This is a genomic window from Flavobacteriales bacterium (assembly GCA_016699575.1).
Lineage (GTDB): Bacteria > Bacteroidota > Bacteroidia > Flavobacteriales_F > PHOS-HE28 > PHOS-HE28.
Window position 1 is genome coordinate 512252 of sequence record CP064979.1, and the last position, 26897, is coordinate 539148.

Consider the following 26897-nt stretch of genomic DNA (forward strand, 5'->3'; position numbering starts at 1 on the left):
TTAGACTTACCCGCGCTGTCCGCGCGTGATGGCTTCCACCCGCCCCTGGACTTGGAGTTTCTCGTAGATATTACGCACGTGGGTACGCACAGTATTCACCGAAACGCCCAGCTTGTCGGCGATCTCCTTGTCGCGCAATCCGGTCACCATCCAATCGAGCACGTCCTGCTCGCGGGCCGTCAGGGCATCGTTCGGGTCGGGCGCCTTCAGTTGGAAGCTGCCCACCACGCGGCGCGCGATGGCGGGGCTCATGGGCGATCCGCCTTGCAGTACCTGTTCGATGGCCTCGCGGATCTCCTCCACGGTGCTGCGCTTCAACAGATATCCCACCGCACCGCTGCGCAGCGCCTTGAAGATCTTCTCATCGTCCTCGTGCACGGTGCACATGATGACGTACGTGCGCGGCCAGCGCTTCTTGATGTACCGCGTGCACTCAATGCCGTCGGCACCCGGCAGCCGGATGTCCATCAAGACGACATTGGGCTCCATCATATCGGGCAGGTCCATGGCCTCCTCCGTGGATGCCACGGCCCTGCACGCGATCCCGTCCAGCTCATCCAGCTTGGTGCCCACGTTTTCCCGGTAGTCAGCGTGGTCGTCGATCATCAGCACACGCACAAGGCTCCCGTCCACCTTCATGCCGCCAAGTTCGGGAACCGCTGTGGGTCCCGCTTCATCATTTATGGTGACCCGCCAAGGGCAGGTCTATGCGCACAGTGGTGCCTCCTTGCCGGGCAGGTTCGTGGGAAATGATGCCCTCCAGTTTCGCAGCACGTTCCATCAAGCCCTTAAGGCCGTGACGGCCCGAAGGACCAGCGCCTTCGCTCAAAGGCATGCCTGTGCCATCGTCCGTAATGGTCACGTACAAATGCCCGTAGGCCACGGCACTGGTCAGCTTCACGTTCCTGGCCCCGGCATGCTGGGCCACATTGCGCGCCACCTCCTTCACCATGAGCAGCAAGCCACGGCGTTGGTCCGCCGCCAGGTACACGCGCTTTTTGGGATTGGTGATCTCGCTTCGAAGTAAAAGGCCGTGACTATCGCAGAAACCGGTGAGCCAGCGCTCCACATAATCCATGGTGGCTACCAAGTGGTCGCGCTTGGGGTCCAGGGTCCAGATGATCTCATCGATCTTATCGATCACACCGCCCAGACCTGTTGCGATGGCGCTCATCCTCGAGCGTTCTTCCTCCGTTGCCGCATGCGCGCCAGCACTGCGCGCCATGCCCAGAACGAGGCTGATTTCAGCACCCAGGTCGTCGTGCACATCGCTGGCGATGCGGCGGCGTTCGCGGTCGAGCGCGGTCTGCCTGCGCAGCAGAAGGAGCACCTTGTTGTCCCTGCGCCAAAAGAACCTGGCCACCAGTGCGAACACCACGGCCAGCACCACGGCAAAGCCCAGCACAAGTGTCCATGTTGCGGTAGCCCCGTCCATGCGCACAAGATGGCAAAGCCGACCGGTTCAGAACTGGCCCGTTGCCAGGAGCACCAACGTGCATGCCTCCAATGGTTCGATGCCATGGGCCAACGCCCGCCTGAACAACCGTTCGTTCTCGGCCCCCGGGTTGAAAATGATGCGTCTGGGTTTCAGCGCGATGATCCGGTCTTCCCAGACGGCTTGGTTCGAGGCGTTCAAATACAGGGTTACCGTGTGCACTTCGGTATTCCCCGGTATGGTCACGTGGATCGGGAGATCATCGATGGAGGCTGCCCGCGCACCAACCGCCAAGACAGGGTGACCATGATCGCGCAGGCTGCGGACCGCCATGTTGCTGTACCGATCGGCCCTGGGACTGGCGCCGAGCACGAGTGTGGTTTTCGGTCCGTCCGGCATATCAGGTACGTGCTGTGGAGGGGACGGCATCCATTCCCTTCTTGAGGTCGTCCACGATCTTACCGGGCAGTTTTGTCAGGTCCAGCAGCATCAGCCCGTCCAAGGCGTCATTGAAACGGGGGTCGCAGTTGAAGCCGATGATCCTGGCGTTCAGGCCAAGGTACTTCTTCAACAGCACGGGCACCGTGGTCTCGTTGGGGTCGGTGTCCGCTATCAGCTTGTCCAACTGCTTGATGTCCGCCGCTGCGTGCTTGAGCAGTGCCTCACTGTCGGCGCTTTCCTGTGGGACCTTGAAGCGGTTGCGAGGTTCCACATGCGCGGCCAGCGCGCGATCGTAGTGGTGCTGCTGGACGAAGGCCATGATGAGCGCACGGCTGAAACGGCTGTAATTGCTGCTGATGCTCACCGGGCCGATGAGGAAGCGATGGTCCGGGTGCGACAGGATATGGATGAGCAGACCGCGCCAGAGCATGAACAAGGGTAGGCGGTGCTTCTGGTATTCTTCGGCAATGAAACTGCGGCCTAGCTCAAAGCACTTGGCGAGCACCTTTTCCATGGGCTTGCCCATGCGGAACAATGTGTTGGTATAGAAGCCGCGCTTACCGTACCGCTGTATGATCCGTGTTCCGTCACCTACACGATAAGCGCCCGCCAGTTTGTTCTGGGCCCGGTCCCACAGGAAAAGATGGTCGTAGTACAGGTCGAATTCATCGAGGTCGATACGCTTGTTGGTGCCTTCGCCCACGTTGCGGAACGTGATCTCGCGCTGTCGGCCTATTTCGCGCAGGATGTGCGGAATGCGGTCCGCAGCTGCCAAGTAAAGATCGAACTCCCCTTGGCTGCTCAGCTTCAAGTCTGCGATCCCGGCAAGTTCCTCCACCAACCGATCGATGGGATCCGGCGCCGTGATCTCCTTGGGCCTACGCGGGAAGAACAACGGTCGGAACTGCTCCCGTTTCACCTGGACACCACTGCCCAGAGCATAGGTCTTCGCGCGCAGATAGCGCCCCAACGATTCGATGTTGGGCAGTTCGTCCAGCTCTTTCGGCAAGATCGGTTTGCCGATGCGCATGCGCACATGCCTACCACGCATTCGAAGCATCTCACCCGGCAGCACCAGTGTTCGCAAGTTGGGGTGGATCATGCCCAACGCATGGAACAGCCTGCTGTTGCTCCCATCGAACCATACCGGCACCACCGGCACCTTGGCGTTGTGGATCAACTTCACGACCGGTGATTTCCAACGTGTATCGGCGACCGCCTTGATGTCCGTCTGCCAACTGCTCACTTCACCAGCCGGGAAAATGCCAAGCGCCCCACCACTGCCCACGTGCTCCATGGCCTGGCGCATGCCCTGAAAACTGCTGCGGCTCTTGAGCTCCTCGAACGGGTTAACACCGATGAAGCGGTCCTGCAAAGGCTCCAACTGCTTCAACATGAAATTGGCCATCACCCTCAGGTCGGGGCGCAATGGATCCAGGGTTTGGATCATCGCCAACCCATCAATGGCACCATAAGGATGATTGGCCACGAACACGGCCCCGCCTTCACGGGGCACCAAGGCCAGGTCCTCCGACGAGACCACAATTTGAAGGTCGAGGCGCTTGAACAACTCGTCGATGAACTCGATGCCCATCACATCGGGCATCTCGACGTACATGCGCTGCAGCTTGCCCAAACCGCTCACCTCGCTCAGTACTGGAATGCGCGGGTCTCCGGGTTTCATATGACTGGCCTTCGCCAGTTCCGCAGGGTCTACCAGTCGCTTCATGCGTCAGGCCAAATGTACCCGGTGGCGTCTGCCTGGGCTCGTTGGGCCATGGACCAGCGGTTGTATGAGCGTGTGCATTACCTTCACGCTCCTTTCCAGACCCATGTCACCATGTGCAACGCTTTCCGCAAACTGTCCATCCTCGTTTTCTGCGCGCTCCAGCTTCCGACCATGGGGCAAACAACCATGTACGGCCTTACCTCGGTCGGTGGTGAATACGGGGTGGGCACCATCTATTCCATGACGGAATCCGGTACGTTCAGCAAACGCCTGGACCTGTTCCGCTTCGAAGGTTCCAACCCGAAAGGCGATATCCTGCGCGGCAACAATGGACGATACTATGGCACGACCGAATTCGGCGGTGCCAATGGCGTGGGGACATTGTGGGAGTACAATCCCACAACGGGGGTTTATGTTGTGCTGCACGACTTCACCAGCGCAACGGGATCGCGTCCCGTACGCGGTGTCATCCTCACCAGCAACGGTCGCTTGACCGGCACCTGCAGTGAAGGCGGTGCGAACAATGTGGGTTGTATCTGGGATTACAACACCGCCACATCCACGTTCACCAAACGGGCCGATTTCTCCGGTGCTGCGAACGGGAGTTTCCCTCGGTGCCGGCTCGTCCAGGTCAGTTCCACCCGCGTGTTCGGTGTCACCCAATCAGGTGGCACGAACGGACGTGGCACCCTGTACGAATTCAACCCCACCAACGGAGCGATCACCGTGCGGCACCACTTCGCGCTCGCAACAGGTTCGCACCCTTATGGTGGTGTGCTTCTGGCAAGCAATAACAGGCTCTATGGCACCACGCTTTCCGGCGGGGTGAACAATGCCGGAACGTTGTACGATTTCAACACCACCACCAACACGCACGCAAAATTGATCGACCTTGCGGTGGCAACGGGTTCGAGCCCGTTGGGCGAACTCGTGCAAGCTGCATCAGGCACCATCTATGGCACAACTTCAGCAGGCGGTGCCAACTCCGTTGGCGTGCTTTTCAGCTTCACCATCACCGGAAGTGTTTATGCCGTGGAACACGACTTCAACAATGCCGGGGGCTATTCACCGTTCGGAAAACTGCTCGCTCGTACGGATGGTTTCCTGTATGGACTTACCAACCAAGGTGGCCCTGCCGGTGATGGTACATTGTTCAGCTTCGACCCGGTGACCAACAACTACGCAGTTCTCGCCGACCTCGGCGCGAGCGGTATCGGGGAACCGTGGGGCGGTCTGATGGAAGACGGGACCGGTGTGCTCAACGGGCTGTGCCGCACTGGCGGCAGCGGTCAGAACGGGGCACTGTTCCGCTTCACCTTGGCAACAAGCAATTTGAGCATTGCCGTGCCCTTCAATTTCAGCAGTGGATCGGGCCCCAACGGGCGCATGTTGAAACACACCAATGGCCTGTTCTATGGGCTTACCAATGTAGGCGGCGCCAATAATGCCGGTGTGATCTTTTCGTTCGACCCGGTCAGCAACCAATACGTGGTACGCAAGGATCTCGGCGGCGTTGATGGCGCCACCCCATTGGGAACGCTCTGTGAGTCCGGAGGCAAACTCTACGGCACATGCCGTAACGGCGGTGCAGGCGGTATTGGGACCATCTTCGAGTTCAACCCCGCGACGAACACGTTCACGAAAAAGGTCGACCTGTCCGCTTCATTGGGCCAGGAACCGAGGGTCGGCTTCGCAAAGGGCAGCAATGGCAGGCTCTATTTGGCCACGGGGGCAGGAGGCACCTTCGGTTTTGGTACGATCATCGAATACGTGCCAGCAACGAACACGCCCACCAAAGTGCACGATTTCGCACTATTGGACGGAACGGATGCCGAGGCCGAACTCCATCTCGCCAACGATGGGCATCTCTACGGTGTGCAATCCGAGAACGGGCAGTTTGCCGCAGGCACGCTCTACCGCTTCAGCAGCGGCAATACATTCACGAAGTTGTTCGATTTCGATGGGATACAGGGCGGCACTCCCATGGGTTCGGTTGTACAAGCTCCCAACGGTAAGCTCTATGGGATCTGTTCGGAGAACGGTTTGTTCGACCCAGGCGTCATCTTCAGTTGGGATATCGGTACGAACACGTACACGGAAGAGTATCCTCTGTTGACGACCGAAGGGCAAGCTTCGCAATCGGCTCTATTGGTCGGTACGGACGGCAACCTTTACGGCACATGCGTGGAAGGCGGGACCAACAACCTGGGCACGGTCTTCAGGTTCAACCCTGGCACGCTGACCTTCAATGTTCTGAAGAACTTCACCGGAACGGACGGCCGTACACCCCTTGACGGCCTGGCCAACGAAACCGTGCCAGCATCGAACATTACCGTGGATATCGAGGTCATGCTCGAGGGGCCTTACAATTCGGGATCGGGCTTGATGAACGATGTGCTGCGTACGCTTGTCAACCCGAACGGCTTCCCGCTCACCGAGCCTTACACTGCGCTGGGCTTCACCAGTACAGGCGGCGGTGGTGGAGAGACCATCAATGCTACCGTCCTGACAACGACGGGGAACGATGCCATCGTTGATTGGGTGTTCGTCCAACTGCGCAGTTCAACGGACAACACGAGCGTGCAATACACACGTTGCGCCCTTGTTCAACGCGATGGGGACGTGGTGGATGTTGACGGTTCTTCACCCCTCAGTTTCAATGCCCCGGCCGGCAACTACTTCATCGCGGTGCGCCACCGCAACCATTTGGGCACCATGACCGCGAGCCCTGTTGCGTTGGCATCGGCGCCTGTGACGGTGGACTTTTCGGATGGATCAACGCCGACCTTCGGCACTGATGCACAGAAGATCTCGGGGGCCCTTCGATTGTTATGGGCCGGTAATGTCACCATTGATTCCCCAGGGCCTGTACAACTGAAATACACTGGCACTAACAACGACCGGGACCCCATCCTGGTTGCCGTGGGCGGCACGATACCGACCAATACCGTTGGTGGTTATCGCTCTCAGGACGTGACGATGGACGGCATTACGAAGTACACCGGTACATCGAACGACCGCGATCCGATCCTGGTGAACGTCGGAGGGACGGTCCCCACGAACACGCGACAGGAACAATTGCCTTGAACGGTCACACGATGATGATCCCCATGATGTCCTCTTCCAAGAGTTCTCCACCGGGGTAACTGCGCGTGTAGTCCATATTGATCCAGCGGGTCCCGTCGGCATCCGTGTGGTGGTACAGCGGCGCATCGCCCACTTCGCGCGGGAACAAGACCCGTCGTATCAAAAAAGCTGCCCGTTCCATCTGCTTGCCGTCGCCGACCTTCAACTCCGGATAGATGTGCCCGCGTGTGCGCACCAAACGCACCTCACCACCAATGGCCTTGATGCACGCGGCCATCAACACAGCATGGTCATCACAATCACCGGCCATCAACCCCACGCTTTCACTGGCCTTCGCGAAGTATTCCCCCCCTTTCACGTCACTCACATACCGCCATCGGGCGTTGATGGTCTTGAACACCGAAAGGCACTGTACGAACGTGGCCTCGTTACTGCCGGCCTCCACCTCGCCGAAGTAGGCCGTAGCCGCCATTACAGCGAAATTCCGCACCGCGGGTTCATGATCATCCACCACGGCCCGGATCCGGTCCGCCTCCGCGAAGGGCACCTCGCCTTGGGACGCGGAGGGCATTTGCACCGTGTGCTTGCGCAATGAATGGAGCAGCACGGCGTAGTCGTCGAAAAGGTCACCGAAGCCGTAACCACCTCCCAAGCTTGTGACCGTAAGTGCGCAGAGGCCTACCACGAGCACGGCATACACCATCAGTTGGAAACGTTTCACCAGAACAAGAAACGCGGCCAGCACCACGATGAAAGTCAGGGCGTGGTCGATCCGTAGCCCGCCGCCGACCGGTAGGGTCATCGATGGAACGAACGGATACAGAACGATGAAGATGGGCAGCGCCAAGAGCAAAGCCACGGTGTAGAGGACAAGCCAATGCCCCGGGCCAAAGGCGCGTTCCCGTCGTGTTTCCAGGTCATCATCCAGGCCCCGAGCGCTCATGCGGTAAAGTTGGTCCAGGCTCAACGCTTGTGCGCTGGGCGACCATCGTTAACAAAGATCAACCCAACGATGGTGAAGGACCCGACGCGCCAAAAGGCCCGTTCATGGCGGTTCTTCCCGAACAAAGGTCAGCCAGCAACGGGGTGTGTAATACATGCTACCCAGCCCCTCAGCGTCCAATGAACCCGCGGATATATTCGCGCACCCCACAGATCACCGAATGCACCGCTCCGCCTTAGCTGCCATGTTGCTCTTGCATGGCTTGGCCTCAGGCCAGACCGCGCAAGACAGCATTGACCTGGGCGGCGGCGAGGATGCAGCTTTCGAATCGCCGGACTGCGCACCGGTGCCACATGGTCTTTGGTGCAATGCGGACTCGGTGAAGTACATACCTGCGCACGAACTTTACGGTAGCTGGGAAACGGACGACATTTTCCGCAAGGACCTTGATCCGTCCACCTTGAACGACACTGTCGTATTGGACCTCACGCACCTTCCGTGCGATCATGCGATGCCAGTATGCGGTGCGCTCAACTCACCCTTCGGACCACGCCGTGGCCGAATGCACTACGGAGTTGATCTTGATCTGGAAACCGGCACGCCCGTGGTGGCCGCGTTCGAGGGAATGGTGCGGATCGCACGATACCACCGAAGTTTCGGGAATGTGATCGTGCTACGGCACGCTAACGGATTGGAGACCTTGTACGCACACCTGAGCCGGATCGATGTACAAGCCGGCAGCATGGTGGATGCCGGTTACCCGATAGGCTTGGGCGGAAGTACGGGCCGTAGTACCGGCAGTCACTTGCATTTTGAGGTACGGTACTTGGGCCAACCCATGGACCCGGCCACCGTGTTCGATCTTCAGGAAGGCGAACTCGTCGGTGATCGCCTGGCCCTGCACAAAAAGTCGTTCTCGGCGCTGGGCAAGACCGTCAAGCAAACTGGCCGCTATCATGTCATACGCAAGGGTGATACGTTGTACGCCATTGCAAGGAAGCACGGCACCAGCGTTCAAAAGCTCTGTAAGCTCAATGGGCTCCGCTCTGGTAGCACACTGCGGATCGGTCAGCGGATAAGGCTCTCCTGAACTCCGTGCTTCAGCCGGCGTTCCGTATGTGCAGGACGCGCCCTACGGAATCGACCAGATCGTGGTTGTATTGAGGCGAGAGCAGCAATGCTCCTCCATCACGCAAACGCACCAGGACGAGGTCGCGCTTGGCGTCCTGCATACCATCGATCATTCTCCGTCCGAATCCGAAAGAATAGCTTGTAAGGCCGATGTCAACGGTGCAGTACCGAACGAAATCCCGCCGGACTTGTTTGCTCTGTATCGGCTCCATATCACGAGTGCGCTGCAGGACATAATCCCTTGCGGCAGACCTATCGATCAAGCTGACGTCTGCGATCGAGGCTATATCGAGGTTATCACCATCTCGTGCCGTCCGAAGTGCCAGCGCCTTTCCATCGAACATGTATACAGCATCCACCGAACGGTCGCGACGCCATGCCACCACCAATCCGGAAAGCGCAATTGCCAACGGGACCGCGAACAACAACGGTTGGTCCCGATCCAAGGCCAGCATACCCAGGATGAACACGACTACCGCCGCGAAAGGCAAATAGAGCTTCACGTTGTGCCACTCCTTCCTGGTCCTGAACCTCTTTTCGCGCATGAAGCCCAAAGATATCCTCGCGAAACCAAGGCTTGAGCCTCAGGTCCGATAACATGTTGCTATCGAGCGGCTAACAGAAGGCTCGCTCATTCGGTCAACACTGAAGCGGACCATGCGCTCGCCAAGATCGACGAGGCCGAAAAAAGCAGAAGCGGCTTTCGCCGCTTCTGCTGTACCGGAGAAGGGACTCGAACCCTTACAACCTTACGGTCACACGCCCCTGAAACGTGCGCGTCTACCAATTCCGCCACTCCGGTGGCTGGCACCTGATAGGTACCTTCCAAGGGGCCGCAAATATAGCCGCGCAACCCTAGCATCAGCACGCCAGGGATCATCAAGTGGACCAACTACATTGAGCGCGGAACCATGGTGATGGATGGATTCAGACGAATGGCCGACGATAGTCCTGTTGCGCTGTTGGAGCACGTAAGGAGCATTGTTGCCGCGTGGCCCGATGTTGAGGTACTGGTCGGCAGTGACAGCCACAACCGAAGCTCACATACCGTGTACACCACCACTGTTGTCCTTCGCTTTGACCGGAACGGAGCACACGTCATTTACCGCCGGGAGAAAGCCGGTAAAGTGACCGATCTCTGGACGCGCCTATGGGGCGAGGTGGAGCGCAGCCTTGCCGTTGCGCATGCCTTGAGCACCGAGGCCGGTGTGCGGGTTAGCCGGATCGACATGGATCTGAACAGCGATCCCCAGTTCGGCAGCAATCGTCTGCACGCTACTGCGGTGGGCTACATCCGCTCGCACGGCTACGAGGCCCGCACCAAACCCGACCTGTTGATCGCGAGCTGGGCAGCCAACGTGCTCTGCCAGTGAATCCCCGCCTCAGTTCACGTCAGGAAGGAAACTGAAGGTCTTACCGTAGTAAAGCATCTGGGCGATGAAGTCGGTCGGGTACTCCACCTTCACGTCCGTGATGTTCCCTGATGCATCCACCACAGGAACCAACTGTGGTTGTATGAAGCCGGCGTACGGTGCGGTGGTGATCTTCTTGGAACGTTCCAGCACCTCTGCGTGCAAGGCTTGGTCCACTTTGACACCGTAGGTCTCCACCAATGCCTTGCATGCCTCGTAGTCGCCCTGGCTCTTGATGCGCTGCACCTCGCGAAGCAGTTCTCCGAACAAGGCACGCATCTTGTCATAATCCAAGATGTCGAAATAGGTGGCGCCGTTGCGGATGTTCCTGGCGATGGCGCCGTTCTTCACCCCGCGCTCCACCACCCACGCGCTCACCCACATCCGGTTGCGCATGTGCGCCTCTTCGACATCGTTGCCGAGCTTCAGCCGGCGCAACTGGGCCAACAGACCGTTCCGGATGTAGCCATCGTATTCAGCCTTGCCCGTTTCCAAACTCGGCATCACGCCCATCTCGACCAGTTTCACGTCCATCATGTAGTAGAGGGCCATTAGATCGGCGCGCCCTTCCTCCAGGGTACTGGCATAGTTCTTCAACGTGGCGTCCGTCTCTCCCACTCCCTTCTCCAATTGGCCACTGGCATGCCCGATCACTTCATGCAGTGCGGTGTGCAGTTTACCGGCAAGGGTGCCGTGCGCAATGCTGCGATCGATCTCCTCCTGGTCGTTGCAGAACACCTCCAGGGAGCTGGCACCTCCGCTCTTGTCGTAGGCTTCACTGATATTGCCCAAACTGACGCTCTTGCTACCAATGGAGTCACGTATCCAGTTCGCATTGGGCAGGTTCACGCCGATGGGAGTGGCCGGCGCAGCGTCGCCCGCCTCGCCTGCTGTGTTCACGAATTTGTAGGTGATGCCGACCACATTCGCCTTTTTGTGCTCGGGCATCAAAGGGCTGTTGTCCTCGAACCACTGGGCATTGTCCTGTATGATGCGCATGTTCTTCGTAGCCTCAGGGTCGATCACTTCAACACAGCTCTCATAACTGCCCCGCTTGCCCATAGGGTCGTTGTACACCTCGACAAACCCGAGGATGAAGTCCACGTTGCTCAGGGTATCCTGCACCCAAGCAATGTTGAAGGCGTCCCACGTGCGCAGATCACCCGTGCGGAAATAATCCATCAGCAAGCCTATGGCTTTCCTCTGCTGCTCGTTGCAGGCCACTTCCAAGGCCTTGGCCAGCCACATGTTCACCTCCTTCAGTGCGGCTCCGTACATGCCGTCCACCCTCCAAACCCGCTCAACCAATTCCCCATCGACACGGGCCAGCTGGCTGTTGATACCGAAACTCAACGGGGCGTTCGGGTCCGGTGACCTCATCTTCGCATAGAAGGCCTCCACCTCTTTCTCGCTGACATCGGGTCCGTAGAAGTTCACCGCGCTTGCCAGCTGCAGGTCCTTGCCGGCATCGAGGCTCACTTTCTTGGCATCAATGGCAGGGTCGAACATGGCATCCAATACCTCAGCGGAGAGCAACGCGCCGCTCTCCTTCAGCACGCCTTCGAACCACGGCCTGCTGAAACCCGGAACGAACTTCTCCATGCCGTAGTGGTGATGGATCCCATTGCTGAAGAACATCTCCTTGGCGTACAACATCATTGCGTCCCACTCCACGCCGGACTTGCCCCCTGATGCAAGGACCTTTTCGAACGCGCGCCGAATGGCCAGGTTGTGGCGGTAGTTCTGATCCCACATGATGTCGCGGCCTGAAAGACCTGCCATCGTGAGATAGTAAGCGAGTTTCTTTTCCTGGAGCGGCAATTCCTCCCAACCGCTCACTCGGTAACGCAGAATGCGCTTGTCGCTGAATTGATCGACTTCCCACAAGAAGGAATCGGCCTTGGCCTCCGTGTTGGCCAGGTTCTCAGCTTTGGGTGATTGGCCGCAGGAATAGAGCAGGGCCGTTGCAAGCGATGAGAGAAGGATGGTGCGCATGATGGTCAGTAAAAGGTCGGTGAAGATATCCCGGGCCCGCTGGGGCCTTCATCGCACCTTGACAGGATGTGCTTGCGCCCCGGAAGGTCAAGCCCCTTCTCGGGCGCGCTTGGAGATCGTCATGTTGGCGCGGGCTTCCTCCACCACACGCTTCAGTCGGTGGTAGGCCGCCAGTTGTTTGTTGTAGCGCCTCAGATCCGCCGGATCAAGCTGCTCCACAAGCTTCAGGTCCATTTTGTCGGCCAGGTCGTGGAGCTTCACCCGGGCCGCCAAACCATCCTGCAACACCCGATCGATGTACGCCTCATAGGTCTCCCCTTCTTTCCTGCTGATATGCTCAAGGGCCTTCACTACCCGCTCGGGGAATCCTCGAGCAAGGATATCGGTCGGCTTGAGCTCACTGCGCTCCAGAACATCGTGAAGTGCGCCCAGCACCTGCTCTTCGGCGTCGTGCCCGCGCATCATCACGCGCATCACATGCATCACATAAGGTTTCCCGAACCGGTCCACCTGGCCTTTATGGACCTTGGCCGCAAGGCGGATGGCACGTTCCAACAGATGATCCACAGGCTGTGTTCTGACCGCGCCAAAATAGTGGCGCACGCTCATCCCGGTGTTAAGCACGGAACCCCCACTGGCATTGCTGCCAGTGAGGGCCCGTGACTCTTCAAAGTAGTTGACCTGAACTACTTGGACGGCCGGTTGAACGCGACGGCCACTGAAAGGTTGCAAAAACGGAACGCCCTCCGTGGGAGGGCGTTCCGAAAAGGGCCTTCAAGATCAGCGTATCAACGGCAGCTTGAAGACGCGCTGTTCCGACGAACTGGTGACGCGCAGGAAGTACACACCATCCGTTTGGGCGGACATGTCCAAGACCGCACGACCTGATGCAAGGGACGAAGCACGGGTGGCCACCACACGCCCCTCAGCATCCATCACATCGAACACCATCTCATCCGCAGTGGTCAAGTCCCAGCGCACCACAAAGCCGTTGTCCACCACCATGGCTTGCACCGCTTCATCGGCCAGCTGGACCAAGCCCGTGCTGCCTGAGACGACGACCTGCGCACTCGCTACCGCCGAACAGTCGCCATCCGTTACCGAGAGCACCACGGTATAGCTGCCGGGCATGGAATAGGCATGCTCACCATCGCCATCGACGGATGAGGAGCCGTCACCAAAGTCCCAGGCGTATTGGACGCCGTAAGTGCCCGTATTGTAGAAGTAGGCAGTTTCCCCAATGGCCAGTAATGTGGCGCTAGGGATGAACGCCGCCACCGGACCTTGACCGGAAGTGACGACCGAACCGTTCATCTGGATGTTGCAGCCGTTCGCGTCGGTAACCTCCACATCGTAAACACCGGCTTGCACACCGACCAGGTCCTCATCCATTGCACCGTTGCTCCACAGATAGCTGTATGGGGCAGTGCCGCCGAACACGATCAGGTCCACAGCCCCGTCCGAAGCAACAACGCAGGTTGCGGCACTGGGCACCGAAGAGATGGCCAATGCGGAAGGAGCATCGATGGTGAACGCTTCGACCATGGAGCCGCAACCAGCGCCCGTAACCTCAACGGCATAATCGCCAGCAGCCAACCCGGTGAAGATGCCAACCCCCAGCACTTGGTTCTGCACAAGCAGGACGTTGCCCATTTCATCCATCCAGGTCAGGTCGATCGGTGTACTTCCGGTATTGACGACGGTCGCCTGTCCATCGTTCACACCACTGCACGTGGTCGCTTCATAATAGTGCGGCAAGCTGGCGGTAGCGTGCAACACGAAACGCGCGGGCTCCGCAGCGTCGTTCACATCGGCAGCGAAGGTGTACTCCGCGCCCTCGGTCAGCGGGGTGCTGGTGCCCGTCCAGAGATCCTCGAGCACCAGGCAACTGCGGCCCATGATGCCTTGCGCTTCATAGGCTTTCAACGTGTAGGTACCCGTCACGCCTACTTTCACGCTCACCGGGATCACGGCATCAGCCGCCAATCCGCCCCATGCGTTCAGGATGAGGTCTTCGCCGCTGGAGCTGTTGCTCCAAATGGCCGGAGCCTCCGGGTGACCAAAGACCATCTTCTCGATATCGTGCTCATCACCGTAGGTCGGAGCACCGGTGGCGAAGTGCACCACTGTTTCGTCCAAGAAGGCATTGATGCCGCTGTTGATCTGCAAGCGCACCATAGGGTGAGGAGCAGACTGCTCACCGCCGAACAATCCACCACCGTTGAGGTCCAACACCTTGGCATTCTCATCAACGGTGGTTGTCACCGCTGCACCGTTGGCCTTCAACCAAAAGCCTTGACTGCTCTGTATGTTGCCGTTCAACTGTCCGCCGGGAATGCTCAAGCCCAAGCCTTCATCCCATGTAGCGTTGTTGCCGGTGACCGGGTTGAACACATAATAGAAGTTGTCGACGTCAGCACCGAGCGCCACGTCCGTGAAATCGATCGGGGATGGCACCGGGTTGCCAACAAGATTCCATCCGTCCACCGTCGGATCGCCGGTGTTCGTCCACGTCATCGGCAAAGTGAAGGGCGTACCAGCGATGTTGGGCACCCCGGTAACGTCAATGACGAAAGCGGTTGTGGTGTTCAACGTGGAACCGCTCCAGGCGGTGAAGCCCTTGCCGAGTGTCAGCGTCATACCGGTGCCGGTTACGCCGATCAGTCCATCGCCCAACAGTGCACCCACGTTCGTTTCATCGTAATGGCGGATGCTGGGCCATGGGTTGCCACCTACCTGGAAGCCGGGGAAGTGCGAGCCCGGGAAACCCGCGGTGTAGTAGTCGTCCTTCCAGCTCGCCACGTTCTTGCCCACGATCGGGTTCGCCAATGAGCGCCAATTCGTTGTGCCCGCAGGAACGTAACGCTCCATGGTGAGAGAGCCCGTGTAGGTGTCCGGTGCGATCACCGGTGCAAGGCGTGCCGTACCATTCGCATCACTGCGCAGGTTCAGTCGCGTCGCGCTCGCGTCGAAGTCGTCGTTCTCCACGCGCAGTTCAGTCCAGATGTTCACGGTATCGAGCCCAACGACCGTGAGGCCTTCGCCGTTGGCGATGAGCGTCTCGAAATTCACCGCTACAGCATCGCCACTGAGCGTTGCCGGGCCTTCGTTAAGGAACTCGACCTCATCGAACATGTTCGTGGTCACGGCCCCATCAACGTCCATTGCGTTCCCGCATAGATCAATGTCCGGTGCAGCGGTCAGGTTCAGCGTGCTGCCGATTTCCACGTGGAGTTCGAAGAGATCGAAGGGGCCTGCGCCCATATCAACCACATCAGGCGATTGCAACACCATGGTGGCGTTACAGTCGAACGTAGCCGTTGAAGCCGCAGGACTACCGGTGCGCGATGTGCTCCAGATGGAACCCGTAGTGGCACCGCTCGCACGGCTGTAATAAATGGGGCGGCAACGCACACCCTCCACGGTTACGTTATCAATGTTCCACAGCTCTGCTGCATTGTTGTTGATCGCTTGGACACGGAGGGCAAGCGTGCTACTACCGTCCGGGATCGACACTGTGAGGTACGAGTAACCATCGGTTGTGCGGTTGCCACCACCGGCCGGGGTGAAGGATGCCGGCGTGCCTGCGATCGCGCTTGCAACGCCAGTCCCGGTGCTGTAGCCCCAACGCGCGTTCGCGTTGCCGTTCACGGTGATATCGGCCGTAACCGGGAATCCGGCACCGTCCACGTCGGCGAACACGTTCACGAGATCACCGGCATCAGCACCGTTGGCTGCCACCGTTGCCGTGCTGGACAAGCGCATGCGCACTGTCACAGCGGTGTAGTCCAGAACCGAAACCGTCCCGAGATCGAGCGTTGCACTGGCATTGCTCACTTGCCATGAACTGCCGGAGGAAAGGATCCGTTCGTTCGCAGGGAAATCACCGGCACCCGCGGTGGAACTCACGTTGGCGCCACCGGCGAGAATGTTCCAGTTGTCGTTGATGCCACCGTCGAACGCCTGCTGGGCAATGGTGACCACGTTGGTCTCATCATCATCAAGGGTGAACGTGTGTTGGCTAGGAGCACCGACGTTGGCCGATGTGCCCCCTGTCGCGTTCTGAAGGCCGAAGACAAGGGTCTCATTGCCATCACAAGCACCGTTATCAGTGAGCGTTACAGTGAGCGTTTGGTTGGCCGTGTTGTTCGCGGGCCAATTGAGGGTTTGTGTTGCAAATCCGTTGATCCGGGCAGCTGAGCCGCTGAGCAAGGCGACATCGACCGACGTGGGGTTCACCACACTCGCATTGACAATACCAACGGAAATGTTGTGGGTGATCCCGTCTTCATTGTCGGTGCTGGTAGTGCTCACGAACCGCAGGGCTGTGTAAGCCCGTCCAGTGACGGCGATGTCGTCCAGTGCGAACTCGTCACGATTGCCCGAACCGCCCACATCATCCCCGCTCCAACGGACATAGAAAAACGCCCCTGGGGCCAGAACGAAACCGGTCATTGTGGCGCTCTTGGCGTTGGCTTGGAATCCGAGTGCATCCAAGGGTGCGGTGGAGGTATGCGCCAAGGCAGGCACATTCGTGTAATTGACATTATCGGTCGACCAAGCGCAGTTCAACGAGTTTGAGCGATTCTGATCGTTGCGGATGTGCAGGTTGTAGGCAAGGTCGAACGCAGTGAGGTTCAACCCACTGTTGTTCACGATGCGCAACGTGAGCGTACCTGGGGTCCAATCCGAGACGATGGGCTGAATGCCTAGTGCGCGTCCCGTTATGGACCCACCACCGAAGGAGTAGAAACCACCCGTGGTGATCGCGGCATTGCCAGGCGCAGTAGTACCCCGTGCATGGTCGCCTGACAGACCCGCAGCGCCGAAAGCCAAGTTACCGTCGCTCATGCCCGTGTGAGACCAAGCATCGCTGTCGAGGCGGCCTGCACCGGGAACGGACTGGAAACCAGTGCCAGCGAACGCCCCGTTGTTCACTCCGGCCAAGGTGGCATCGAAAGTGATCGTGTAGGTGGTATTGGCGGCCGTCACGTTCAACTGTGCTTCGGCGCGAAGGGTGATAAGGCAGGCTGTGGCGAACGCTGCACGGAACGCCACTTGAGCGTACTTCTTCATCATGGTTCAGGGCTCTTTCGATAGGCTGCCAAACTTATACAGCAGCTCCGAGGAGAAGGCCGCCATTACAGGAACTTACCACCACCGGCCGGTGCGGTCCGACCTGTCCCGCACAACGGGCGTCCAAAAGCGAAAAGGCACCTTCCAGTGCCTTTTCAATCTCAGCGGACCCGTAGGGATTCGAACCCCAAACCTCTTGATCCGTAGTCAAGTGCTCTATCCAATTGAGCTACGGGTCCTTGTGTTTGCCATGCGTTCCGGATGGGAGCGCCCGGCGAAAGCGGCGGCGAATATAGATAGTTGCCGCGAGGACCCGTCGATCTCAACGAGCAACCGGCACCATGTAGCTGCGCATGCCTTCAGTGTCCCATACACGGAGCACATAGCCGCCCGCTGCCAAACCCGTAGTGGGTATGTACATGGGCGTACGGCCGTCCATTGCGCGCTGTTGTTCGCTGGCAGCGCGACCATTGGCACTGAACAGAGCAGCGTTCATGGACTTCGATGCGTAAGGGCAGATCACAGTGATATGATCTCCCTGAACGAATACTCTAGCCTCCAATGGGTCGTTGCCCTCGATCCCGTTCGCTTGGCCCACGAACACCGTCGTCGCGGCCATCGCTGTGCAGGGACCATTGGACACGGTGAGGTCCACTTGGTACTCGCCGGGAGTGGTGTACGCATGCGTTGGGGAAGAAACGGAGCTTGCTCCCCCGTCGCCGAACTCCCAGGAAGATGCAGTATGCCCTATCGAGCCATTGCTGAAGGCCACGGGATCGTTCACTGCAACGTTCGCCGATGCGATGGAAAAATCAGCCAAGGGTGCCGGGACCGCGCCCACCGTGGCTTGAAGGGTCCTTGCACAACCATCGTTGTTGGAGATCGTTACGTCATACTGGCCCTGCGCCAGCGCCGCAAGCGAGATCGGTGAGGATGACGAGTTGACCTGCTGCACCAGACCGCCTTGATCATCCGTACATGATACCATCCACGGTCCAGCTCCGGTAAGCGGTATACTGACGGAACCGTTGCTCATGTTCGAGCAAGAAGCGTCTGTCACCGAGGGCTCCAACGGCGCGGACAGATGGAACACGAACCGGGGCGGGTCGGTGGGTGTATTGACATCAAGGTTGAACTGGTAGGCCGTGCCGGCCAGAATCGGCGTTGAGACCTCTTCCAGGACATCTTCGAGCACGATGCACGATGACCCGAACAGATCGTGGATGCTGTAGATGGTGATGGCGTATGCCCCGCTAACAGGACCGCTTACCTTGAACGGAATGGTGATATCCGTACCGAACGGCCCGTATGCGTTGAGTTCCATATCGGCACCGTCCGCTGATACACACGCGATCTTGGGTCCTGGCCCCAGGCCGAATCCCACCTTCGGCACGTCAGCCGGGTCGATGGTGGGTGCGCCGGTGTAGAACTGGACCTTGGCTTCATCATTGAAAACGCTCAAACCGGTGGTGATCTTCACCCGGAAGGACTGGGCGGAAAGCATGGTGGCACTGCATAGGCAGAAGAGGACTGGGAGGGTACGAAGGTTCATTTTCCGCTACCCCAGGGCGTAAGGATGCCCCCGAGCGCGACGGTTTCAACGAGACGGAACGGAAAGGGTTCCGGCGACCAACAACCGGACGGTCCTTACGGCTTGTAATACTCCAACGCCTTGGGCATGTACGCCTCAAGGTCCCGAACACGGGTGGCGTCGCTAGGGTGGGTGCTGAGCAGTTCCGGCACCGCGGCCCCCCCCCCGGCGCTCATGCGCTCCCAGAACTTGGGTGCGGTGCGGGGGTCGTAGCCGCTCATGGCCATGAAAATGAGGCCCATTTTATCGGCCTCGCTCTCGTGATTGCGACTGTAGGCCAGCATGCCCAACTGACTGCCGATGCCGTAGCTCTGGAGGAAAAGGTTCTGCGTTTGTGCGGGCTTCTCGCTCAGAGCGACCGTTAGCGCCACCCCACCCAATTGGGTTAGCACACCCTGGCTCATCCGCTCGTTGCCGTGCCGCGCAATGGCGTGCGCGATCTCGTGGCCCATTACCACCGCCAAGCCGGCTTCATCCTGCGTTACGGGAAGGATGCCCGTGTACACCACCACCTTGCCGCCGGGCATGCACCATGCATTCACCGTCGGGTCATCCACGACGTTGAACTCCCAATTGAAGCCCGCCACACGGCTGGCAGCGCCGTTGTCATTGCAGTACTTGGTCGCGGCAGCAGCCAACTTATCGCCGATCCCATTCACCATCTGCACGCGCTGATCCGTTCCCGGTAGCGGTGGGTTCTCTTTCAGGAAGTCCTGGTAAGAGGTGAGGCTCATGCCCATGAGCTCGCTCTCCGGGAGCAAGTTCATCTGGTTGCGTCCGGTGATGGGCACCTTGGCGCAGGCCACAGCAAGAACGAGAAGACCGATGGCAACGAAGCGCTTGTTCATGAAAGGTTCAGTTGATGTCCGCCGACAAACCCCGCTCCTGCAAAGCCGAGCACATGGGTTCCAATTCAGGATAAGCCCCGCGCTTCACACTGCACTTGCCGTTGTGGTGCACGATCCACGCGCACTGTTCAGCTTGCAAGACCTCATGGCCGCAGACCTCCACCAACGAGATGATCACATGGCTGAAGGTGTTCACGTCATCGTTGTGGAGGACGATCTCCCGCTGGCCCTCAACGAGCTCCACTACTTCTGTCTCCTCTTGCTCGAAGTACTTCGTCGGCATGGCTTGGTTCTGATGACGAGCAAATGTATTGCCGTCACCCGACCCGGCACTACGGTGTGGCCAGTGCTGGATCGGCAAGCACCGCATTGCCGAAGCGGGCCAACAAGGCACGAGCGTCGGTCATCGGGATGCGTTTGCCGTTCAGGTATGCGGTGACGAAGGCGTCCTTCACACCATTGCCCACCGCTGCGTCCTTGCGCACGCGCGCACGCTCGCTGTCCAGGTAGATACCGGTGGTGTAGCGCACCTTGGCCGTTTCCGTAAGCTCGCTGTTGAGCGGGGTAATGTTGAAGAGTTTGTCCAGTGGCACTGGTTTGCTGTACACGCCCACCTGCACCGTGAAGAACAGCCCTTTGATGGTCTCGACCTGCTTGGCCGGAGCGGCGCCGGGCACATTGTAGTAGGCAGCGGCTTCCGGCGCGGGCTTGAAGGCGTCGAGCACGGCATCGGCGGAGGGCGCGTACTTGGCCAGCACATCGGCCGTTGGTGCGGGCTGGGCAACCGTACCCGTGCTCACCGGGGCTTGGATGATCGCGGGCTGTTGCGCTTGTGCCACCGGTTGCTGACCTGTGCGATCTCCAGCGGGGACCTGCGCCGCAGCGGGTTGACCCTGCTGGCCAGCAACCGTTCGAGCCTCCGACAAACCGATGCGCTTCCCATCCATATAGGCCACTACGAACGCATCGCGATAGCCACGGTCGCGCACTTGTTGCTTTGCGGCATCGGCGTTGGCGTACTGGGTGAACATACCGGCCATGTACCTCACCATCCCATTGCCCAAGGTCTCGCCGCTGATCGGCGTCATGTCGCTGAAAAGCTCATCGGTGATGGGGTACTTGAACGCACCGATCTGCACTTTGTAGACCAGGCCTGCAGGCAATGGTCCATCCATAACGATGTTGCGAGGCTGGCCGGTGGCTGGCAGCAGCGTGAACACATCGGCCTCGAGCGGTGGCAGCAACCCGGGTGCTCCGGACGAAGGCGGCAGGGCGGTATTGGCAGCGGCGGTATTCGATATGGGCGACGTACCGACCGTGCTCGCGGTCGAAGGGACTTCCGCAGGGGCCGGTTGCTGCTGCACTGGGCTATTGATGGCAACAACAGCCGGATCGCCCGTCCGCTCCACGGGTGCGGCGCTGCGGGCTTCGGCCAGCATCGGCTCGGTGCGGCGCGCGCGTTGTTCCAAGGCCATGATATCCGTGCTCTTCTCAGGGGTCAACGCTTGCAACTGCGTTGCGGCCTGGCTCTCGTTCAACTCTGCCGCGCCGTCCTGCCGTGCCGCAACAACGGACAGCGAGTCAGCCCGGTTGGTGAGCTGCACAGCGCGCTCATTGAGCGATGAAGCTTGGGCCATCTGCTGCTGATCGGCGCCCTGCGCACCCGTGGCGTTGTTCATGATGGCTTGCGCCTGATCAATGAGCGAGCGCGCCAGCTCGCGGGAACTTGCAGCGTTCGTGCGAGCTTCAGATGCTTGTTCGCGCTGGGCAATGGCCTGCGAACGCGCCTCGAAGTAGCGGCTGTGATCGCCGTTCTGCATGACCATGGCCTGCTCCTCCGGGCTCAAGTAGTAGAACTGTTTCAGGCGGGCGTCGAACTCAGCTTGGCGTGCGGCAGCGTCGCGTTCCGCGATGAGCGAATCGTAACGCGCGCTGGAGGTCACGGACTTCCGGTGCAGTTCATCCGAACGCTGCTGAGCGAGCACAGCCAACTTTTCAATGCCATCACGGTCCCGCTTCTTTGCGGTTGCGGCACTGTCGCGCAGTGCCATGGCACGATCGGCCTCGGCCAGTGAGCTCTTCTCGAACAATTGCGCATCCTCGCAGTGCTTCCGTTGCGAGCACGTCGTATTTGTGTTCCACGAAAACGCCCGCGCGCTCCGCTTGTGCTCCGCTCTGTGGCGTGCCCGGGGCATTCCCCGGTCGAGCTTCCCTGCTGGCCGTGGTCGTGGCGCCGCCGCTTGATGCGGTCGTGTTGCCGGTCGTAGTGGATACAGGAGGAACTACATAGGATCCAGGTTGCGTCTGTTCCGATCCCGTGATTGAGTTGCTGGTCGGGACGTCGGGCTCCACCGTACCGGTGGCCGGGACGTTAAGGCTGTCGGTCGCGTCGTCAGCAGTTCGGGTTGTCCCGCTTGCAGGTGTTGCGCTATCGGCCAGCACAGGCTCATCCGGACCGAACATGCGGCGCTCCACTTCTGCGTACGTGAGCGTCTGGCCGCGTTCGTGCTCACCACCAAGGAGGTAGTTGTTGACGGTGATGCTCTGATCGAGGCCGCGCAACGCTTCGAGCTCCTTTCCGAAGGCCGTGCGGAACAAACTGTCGCGGAGCACAATGTCCTCGGTGCGATCGGCTCTCTTGCGCAGCAATTGGGCCTGCGTGAAGTTGGTGCGCGCATCCTCCTCGAACTGCTTCGCCAACTGCACCAACGGCTCATCCGGCGCCAGGCCGAGCTTGGCCACGTCAGTGCGCACGCTCTTCAAGCTGTCGTTCGCATGTTTGTACTCCTCGTCGCTAAGGAAGCCCGACCGCTCTCCCATCTCGGTGCGCTCGATCATGTGGTCGTCGATGAGCTTGTCCGTCTTCTTGCGCAGCTTGTCATAGTCCTTGCCCTGCGGCATGGTACCCAACATGTTCTCCAGCGAATCGATCTCTTCCTCCAACCGCACCATGCGCTCAATATCCTGTTCGCGCATGGCTACGGCATCCTTCACCTTGCTGCTACGGAACTCTACAGGGCTCTCGAGCATGAACTGCCTGTCCTCGGTGGGATCCACGTAGCTGTCCACGTGCTCCGTTCCGCTGAAGGTGGCACGCGTGGCGGTCGTCGCTGTGTTGTCGATGGCGTAGTCTTCCTCCGGGTTGGCGGCCAGTGCCGCGTGGCGCTGGGCAAGTTCCGCCTCGCGGGCATAGCGCTCGGCTTCAGCATTGTGTGCGCTGCGCATGAGGCGCAACCGTTCTATGCGTGGAAGTAGCTCATCGGCGCGTTGCGGCGCCAGTTCTAGCAGGGTGGTCTGGCGATCGGTCTCGGCCTGCAGGCTGTCCACCAGCATCAGTTCCAAGCCGTTGGCGGCGTTGGCGCGTTCCACCGGATCTGTCAGCTTCAGCGAGCGGTCGCGGTCAGCGGTGTAGCTGGTGAAGAGCTTGCCGATGAGATCCTCATCGCGCATGGTGCGATCGAACTCAACGGCGGCGCGCGCCACTTCCGGGGTGTCGCTTTGCATGGTGATGGTCTCCGCCACCTCGGTGCGTTCAGCTTCGGCGCTCAGCGTGGCCAGACGTTCCTTCGCTTCGGCTATGCGGGCCTCCAGCTTTGCGCGTTCGTCCTTGTTGCGTTCGCTGGCCCGCAGTTGCTCCAGTTCCGCGATCTCGTTCTCCACCACGAACCGCTGCTGCGCAGGATCGGGGGAAGTCACGAGCGCTGCCCCGGGATCAGGCGTTGAAGGCATCAAGCTGTCAGGTGGAACTTGGACCGGGGCTTGGGCCGCAGTGGAAAGGTCCGTGACCGCTGTGCCCGTTGTCTGCACCTGGCTTCCGTTCGTGCTCGCAGTGTTGGTACTTCCCGTGTTGCCCGTTTGCGCAACGTCACTTCCTATCGCTGCGTTGTCCACTGTGCGTGAACCATCGTCCTCTCCGTTGGCCGTATTCGCGCCGTCGGCGGTGGTCGTGGTCGCGGAGCCTGCGTTCTCCTGCGACCCGGCCGGTTGCGTCACTGTGCCCACCGCGCGATCGCCGGTGGTCTGTTTGTCAAGGTCCGCGCGTTGTGCTTCCGTGCGCTGGGTGGCCAACCGATCGATGCCGTCCACGTTGCGCACCGCGGTGGGTGCGGCACTTCCGTTGTCAGCAACACTGGCCCCACCGGTCGACCAGTCGTTGGCCACTGCGCGCTGGCGTTCCACTTCTTCGGCGATGGCCGCTTCGAACCGTTCGTCGATGGGCAACGCGGCCGTGCTCATCTCAATGGTGGCCACGCGCTGTCCCAGTTCACCGCGTTGCGCTGCGGTCATTTCAGTGCCGGTCATCGGAGCGGCACCATCGTCCAAGGACTTCATCAGCGCGGACTGGCTGCGCATCACCGCCGTTTCGTTCTGCGCGCCCTTGGCTTTGGCGAACGCGCGTTCGGTTTCGGTCCGCATGGCGGCGAGCTGGTCGTTCAACTGCGTGATCTGCTGGGTGATCTCGTCTTTCTTTCCCTTGCTCTTGGTCTGGTCGCGCTCGCGTTCCAAGCGGTTGATGCTCGCCACGACATCCGTCTCCTCATCGCGCTTGGTTGCGGCGGCCTGCAATGCCCGGCTGGCCTCTGCTTCCTTCTCCACCATGGCGCGGCGGGTGCGCTCGTGCGCGGCCACCTCGGCGTTGGGCCCGGTCTTCACGTCCACGCGTTCCTTCAACTTGGTGAGGTGCTGCACGGTGGTCGCATCGTTCTTGGCGTTCACGGCGGCCGCCAAGTCGGTGCTGAGGCGTTCGGCGTTCACGGCTTGTTGCTGGCGTGCGAGTGCTTCGGCTTCCAGGTCCTCACCGGCGCGCATGGCGGCCTTTGCACGCAGACCTGCCGTGCGTGCACGTTCACGTTCGCGCGCGGCCTCGGTCATCTCGGTGTTCTTCACCGCGTCGTCCGTGGCAGCATCGGCGTTGCGGATGTGCTGCGCGGCAGCGGTGTTGGCCCGCTCGGCTTCGGCGGCGGATCGCAACGCAGCGGTGTATGCCGCCTCGCTCTGGTCCTTCAGGTCTTGTGCCGATGCGGTGAGTTCACGTGCATCCTCCGCTGCCAATTGCACTGCTTGCGTGGTGGTGATGTTCCCCGCGAAGCCGGCCCGTGTCATCACATCGCCAACGGGCTCATCCTCGACGGGCGCTTGCGCAACTGGCGCCGTGGCGGTCATATCCAGCTTCGCCCTGCGCTTGATCTCATCGAGCGCCAGTGCAATGAGGTCATCGGGCAGCGGTTCGTCGAAGTAGTTCTTGATCAGCAGTTTCTCCTGGCCTCCGGGGTTCTGCAGGATCAGCTCTTGGCGATAGGCGCGCGCACCGTCCACGCGCGGTGCCTCCACCATGCCCACATGCGTGCGTCCGCCCGGGCCCGCTTCCACCATGAACTTGTACTTGCCGCTGCGGGGCAACGACAGGACGTAGGTACCATCGAGCCCGGTGCGCACATCGGCCACTTGCTGCCGTGTCACCGCATCCTCCACGACGATGTGCGCCTTGCGATCGCCCGCATCGATCTCGCTCAAGTATTGACCCTTGAGGATCACCAGCGCGAGCGGTTGCTGGGCCGTGCTCACGCGGTACACGTGCACCTGGCCCTGCTTGCTCTCGCGCGAGCTCGCGAAGCACGCTTCCTTCCCTTCGGGATCGACGATGTAGAGCATGTCATCATCGGGGGTGTTCACCGCGAAGTCGAGGTTCTCCGGTGAACCGAAGACATCAAGGCCCCGGTCGTACGTGCTGCGGAACACGTCGTAGCCGCCCATGCTCGTGTGGCCCTTGCTGCAGAAGTAGAACGACTTGCCGTCGGGGTGCAGGTAGGGGAAGTCCTCGTCCTGATCGGTGTTGATGTAGCCCGCGAGCTTGCGCGGCACGGCGAACGTTCCGTTGGGCAGCAGTTCGGTACTGTAGATGTCGCGACCGGTCTTGCCGTCCTTGCCGTAGCTGCTGAAGTAGATGGTGCCGCCTTTGTCCGGTTTGAAGAGGAAAGAACGTTCGCCGCTCTTCTTGTCCAGCGCGCTCATCAGTTCTTCCGGTACAGCGATGATGCGGCCGCCCATGTCGGTGAGGTCGTAGAAGCGATCGAACTGGGTGCGGTCCACTTCCACCTTGTTGTGCACTTCGATCTCCTTGAGATTGCTGAGCAGCTGGGTGCCGTTGCGGCATTGCTTCTCCACCGCCTCCGTCGGCCGTTCGGCGAGCATGCGCTTATCGGCGGTGGCCTTGTACTTGGCGTACTCTGCGAGCGCATCGTTGAAGCGGTAGGTGACCTGCAGGGCCTGACCGTATTCGTAGTGCGCGCGCGGGGTAATGCCCGCACCCTGGACAGCGAAACGCAGGAATCCTACCGCCTTGTCCTTGTCGCCGCCGCCGTGCACCATGCAGGTACCAAGCCGGTAGTTGAGATCGTGGTCGCTGGGTGTGAGCGACACCAACTGCGAGTAGAGCGGCAGTGCCTCACTGTACTTGCCTCCATCGAAGAGCGCGGCAGCCTTGGCCTTCTGGGCGGCATCACCCTGTGCCATAGCGCAGAAAGCCATGACGAACAAAAGGAGGAACGCCGCCGCACGTTTCATGCGTTGCCGGTTTTGGAGCTGAGCTGCATACGGTTCTCCTCTCCCTTCAACAAGCGGCCTATGTTCTGCCGGTGCGTCCAGAACACGAGCGCGCACAACACGATGGAGAAACCCACCTTCACGTCGCTGGTCTCGTGCCAGCCGAAGGCCACGCTGATCGGATAGCTGAGCGCTGCGAGCAAGGAGCCGAGCGACACGTACTTGGTGGCCATGAACACGATGGCGAAAACGCCGATGCACACGAGCGCTGCGCCCGGGTGCACCGCCAGCACACCACCGAGGGAAGTCGCGACGCCTTTTCCACCCTTGAAGTTGGCAAAGACCGGGTAGAGGTGGCCGATGACCGTGGCCAGCACCAGTGCTACGCGGAACCACATCCACGCATCGCTGTCCACTTCGTAGCTGGTGAAATTGGGCAGGATGCGTACGGGCAGGAAGCCCTTCAGCACGTCGATGAGCAGCACGGGAAGCCCGGCCTTCCAGCCGAGCACACGGAACGTGTTGGTGGCGCCCGCATTGCGGCTGCCGTGTTCGCGCACGTCCACGCCATGGAAGCGTTTGCCCCACCACACCGACGTGGGTATGCTGCCCACGATGTAAGCGAGGATGATCGATGCGGCGCTGTACAACCAGTGGCTGTCCATG

18 protein-coding genes and 2 tRNA genes are annotated in these 26897 nt (G+C 60.1%); 3 read left to right on the forward strand and 17 right to left on the reverse strand.

Annotated elements, in window-relative coordinates:
• Positions 1-6: 6 nt before the first annotated feature.
• From IPJ76_02215 to IPJ76_02230, 4 genes are read right to left on the reverse strand one after another with little or no spacing between them, the layout of a single operon-like run.
• Positions 7-639: a response regulator transcription factor gene (locus tag IPJ76_02215; protein QQR87063.1), complete on the reverse strand. Its 633-nt coding sequence runs from the start codon at positions 637-639 to the stop codon at positions 7-9.
• A gap of 37 nt (positions 640-676) precedes the next feature.
• Positions 677-1435, reverse strand: a complete 759-nt coding sequence (locus tag IPJ76_02220; GenBank protein ID QQR87064.1) for a hypothetical protein — start codon at positions 1433-1435, stop codon at positions 677-679.
• Between the two features lie 27 nt (positions 1436-1462).
• Entirely contained in the window at positions 1463-1834 is a 372-nt protein-coding gene (locus tag IPJ76_02225; GenBank protein QQR87065.1) for a CoA-binding protein, read from the reverse strand.
• Position 1835: 1 nt separating this feature from the next.
• Positions 1836-3605 carry a lysophospholipid acyltransferase family protein gene (locus tag IPJ76_02230; protein QQR87066.1) on the reverse strand — a complete coding sequence of 590 codons (1770 nt, stop codon included), beginning with the start codon at positions 3603-3605 and terminating at the stop codon, positions 1836-1838.
• A 48-nt stretch (positions 3606-3653) separates the two neighbouring features.
• Here IPJ76_02230 and IPJ76_02235 point away from each other — a divergent pair, with 48 nt between their 5' ends.
• Positions 3654-6692, forward strand: coding sequence for a hypothetical protein (locus IPJ76_02235; protein QQR87067.1), 3039 nt, complete (start codon positions 3654-3656; stop codon positions 6690-6692).
• Between the two features lie 4 nt (positions 6693-6696).
• Here the strand turns inward: IPJ76_02235 and IPJ76_02240 are convergent, their stop codons facing one another.
• Positions 6697-7635, reverse strand: coding sequence for a transglutaminase family protein (locus IPJ76_02240; protein QQR87068.1), 939 nt, complete (start codon positions 7633-7635; stop codon positions 6697-6699).
• Between the two features lie 244 nt (positions 7636-7879).
• Here IPJ76_02240 and IPJ76_02245 point away from each other — a divergent pair, with 244 nt between their 5' ends.
• Positions 7880-8725, forward strand: coding sequence for a peptidoglycan DD-metalloendopeptidase family protein (locus tag IPJ76_02245; GenBank protein QQR87069.1), 846 nt, complete (start codon positions 7880-7882; stop codon positions 8723-8725).
• Between the two features lie 10 nt (positions 8726-8735).
• On the opposite strand, the gene IPJ76_02250 is transcribed toward IPJ76_02245, so the two are convergent.
• Both IPJ76_02250 and IPJ76_02255 read right to left on the reverse strand, forming a co-directional pair.
• Positions 8736-9269: a hypothetical protein gene (locus IPJ76_02250; GenBank protein ID QQR87070.1), complete on the reverse strand. Its 534-nt coding sequence runs from the start codon at positions 9267-9269 to the stop codon at positions 8736-8738.
• A gap of 215 nt (positions 9270-9484) precedes the next feature.
• Positions 9485-9568: transfer RNA gene (locus IPJ76_02255), tRNA-Leu, on the reverse strand.
• A 109-nt stretch (positions 9569-9677) separates the two neighbouring features.
• On the opposite strand from IPJ76_02255, the gene IPJ76_02260 reads away from it, so the two are divergent.
• Positions 9678-10139 (forward strand): hypothetical protein, encoded by a 462-nt coding sequence (locus IPJ76_02260; protein QQR87071.1) that lies wholly within the window; start codon positions 9678-9680, stop codon positions 10137-10139.
• Positions 10140-10148: 9 nt separating this feature from the next.
• Here the strand turns inward: IPJ76_02260 and IPJ76_02265 are convergent, their stop codons facing one another.
• From IPJ76_02265 to plsY, 10 genes are all read right to left on the reverse strand, one after another.
• Positions 10149-12173, reverse strand: a complete 2025-nt coding sequence (locus IPJ76_02265) for a dihydrofolate reductase (protein ID QQR87072.1) — start codon at positions 12171-12173, stop codon at positions 10149-10151.
• Between the two features lie 87 nt (positions 12174-12260).
• Positions 12261-12782, reverse strand: coding sequence for a hypothetical protein (locus tag IPJ76_02270; protein ID QQR87073.1), 522 nt, complete (start codon positions 12780-12782; stop codon positions 12261-12263).
• A gap of 171 nt (positions 12783-12953) precedes the next feature.
• Positions 12954-17252 carry a PKD domain-containing protein gene (locus tag IPJ76_02275; protein ID QQR87074.1) on the reverse strand — a complete coding sequence of 1433 codons (4299 nt, stop codon included), beginning with the start codon at positions 17250-17252 and terminating at the stop codon, positions 12954-12956.
• 162 nt (positions 17253-17414) lie between these two features.
• A tRNA-Arg gene (locus tag IPJ76_02280) sits at positions 17415-17488 on the reverse strand.
• 83 nt (positions 17489-17571) lie between these two features.
• The gene (locus tag IPJ76_02285) at positions 17572-18801 is read right to left on the reverse strand and encodes a PKD domain-containing protein (protein ID QQR87075.1); all 1230 of its coding nucleotides are present in this window, start codon (positions 18799-18801) and stop codon (positions 17572-17574) included.
• Between the two features lie 95 nt (positions 18802-18896).
• Complete coding sequence (locus tag IPJ76_02290; protein QQR87076.1) at positions 18897-19688, reverse strand: M48 family metallopeptidase; 792 nt, start codon at positions 19686-19688, stop codon at positions 18897-18899.
• A gap of 7 nt (positions 19689-19695) precedes the next feature.
• Positions 19696-19971 carry an ATP-dependent Clp protease adaptor ClpS gene (locus IPJ76_02295; GenBank protein ID QQR87077.1) on the reverse strand — a complete coding sequence of 92 codons (276 nt, stop codon included), beginning with the start codon at positions 19969-19971 and terminating at the stop codon, positions 19696-19698.
• A 49-nt stretch (positions 19972-20020) separates the two neighbouring features.
• The gene (locus tag IPJ76_02300; protein ID QQR87078.1) at positions 20021-21739 is read right to left on the reverse strand and encodes a hypothetical protein; all 1719 of its coding nucleotides are present in this window, start codon (positions 21737-21739) and stop codon (positions 20021-20023) included.
• Entirely contained in the window at positions 21693-26252 is a 4560-nt protein-coding gene (locus tag IPJ76_02305; GenBank protein QQR87079.1) for a PD40 domain-containing protein, read from the reverse strand. Before IPJ76_02305 ends, IPJ76_02300 begins: the two co-directional genes overlap by 47 nt.
• The gene (gene plsY / locus IPJ76_02310) at positions 26249-26896 is read right to left on the reverse strand and encodes a glycerol-3-phosphate 1-O-acyltransferase PlsY (protein QQR87080.1); all 648 of its coding nucleotides are present in this window, start codon (positions 26894-26896) and stop codon (positions 26249-26251) included. Before plsY ends, IPJ76_02305 begins: the two co-directional genes overlap by 4 nt.
• Position 26897 lies beyond the last annotated feature (1 nt).

Excerpts from the sequence above, each read along its gene's own strand:
- IPJ76_02225 (QQR87065.1), bottom strand. The coding sequence starts at position 1,834 with ATGCCGGACGGACCGAAAACCACACTCGTGCTCGGCGCCAGTCCCAGG.
- IPJ76_02240 (QQR87068.1), bottom strand. The coding sequence starts at position 7,635 with ATGAGCGCTCGGGGCCTGGATGATGACCTGGAAACACGACGGGAACGC.
- IPJ76_02275 (QQR87074.1), bottom strand. The coding sequence starts at position 17,252 with ATGATGAAGAAGTACGCTCAAGTGGCGTTCCGTGCAGCGTTCGCCACA.
- IPJ76_02265 (QQR87072.1), bottom strand. The coding sequence starts at position 12,173 with ATGCGCACCATCCTTCTCTCATCGCTTGCAACGGCCCTGCTCTATTCC.
- IPJ76_02220 (QQR87064.1), bottom strand. The coding sequence starts at position 1,435 with ATGGACGGGGCTACCGCAACATGGACACTTGTGCTGGGCTTTGCCGTG.
- IPJ76_02270 (QQR87073.1), bottom strand. The coding sequence starts at position 12,782 with ATGAGCGTGCGCCACTATTTTGGCGCGGTCAGAACACAGCCTGTGGAT.
- IPJ76_02245 (QQR87069.1), top strand. The coding sequence starts at position 7,880 with ATGTTGCTCTTGCATGGCTTGGCCTCAGGCCAGACCGCGCAAGACAGC.
- plsY (QQR87080.1), bottom strand. The coding sequence starts at position 26,896 with ATGGACAGCCACTGGTTGTACAGCGCCGCATCGATCATCCTCGCTTAC.
- IPJ76_02290 (QQR87076.1), bottom strand. The coding sequence starts at position 19,688 with ATGAACAAGCGCTTCGTTGCCATCGGTCTTCTCGTTCTTGCTGTGGCC.
- IPJ76_02300 (QQR87078.1), bottom strand. The coding sequence starts at position 21,739 with ATGGCACTGCGCGACAGTGCCGCAACCGCAAAGAAGCGGGACCGTGAT.
- IPJ76_02235 (QQR87067.1), top strand. The coding sequence starts at position 3,654 with ATGGACCAGCGGTTGTATGAGCGTGTGCATTACCTTCACGCTCCTTTC.
- IPJ76_02260 (QQR87071.1), top strand. The coding sequence starts at position 9,678 with ATGGTGATGGATGGATTCAGACGAATGGCCGACGATAGTCCTGTTGCG.
- IPJ76_02285 (QQR87075.1), bottom strand. The coding sequence starts at position 18,801 with ATGAACCTTCGTACCCTCCCAGTCCTCTTCTGCCTATGCAGTGCCACC.
- IPJ76_02305 (QQR87079.1), bottom strand. The coding sequence starts at position 26,252 with ATGAAACGTGCGGCGGCGTTCCTCCTTTTGTTCGTCATGGCTTTCTGC.
- IPJ76_02215 (QQR87063.1), bottom strand. The coding sequence starts at position 639 with ATGAAGGTGGACGGGAGCCTTGTGCGTGTGCTGATGATCGACGACCAC.
- IPJ76_02295 (QQR87077.1), bottom strand. The coding sequence starts at position 19,971 with ATGCCGACGAAGTACTTCGAGCAAGAGGAGACAGAAGTAGTGGAGCTC.
- IPJ76_02230 (QQR87066.1), bottom strand. The coding sequence starts at position 3,605 with ATGAAGCGACTGGTAGACCCTGCGGAACTGGCGAAGGCCAGTCATATG.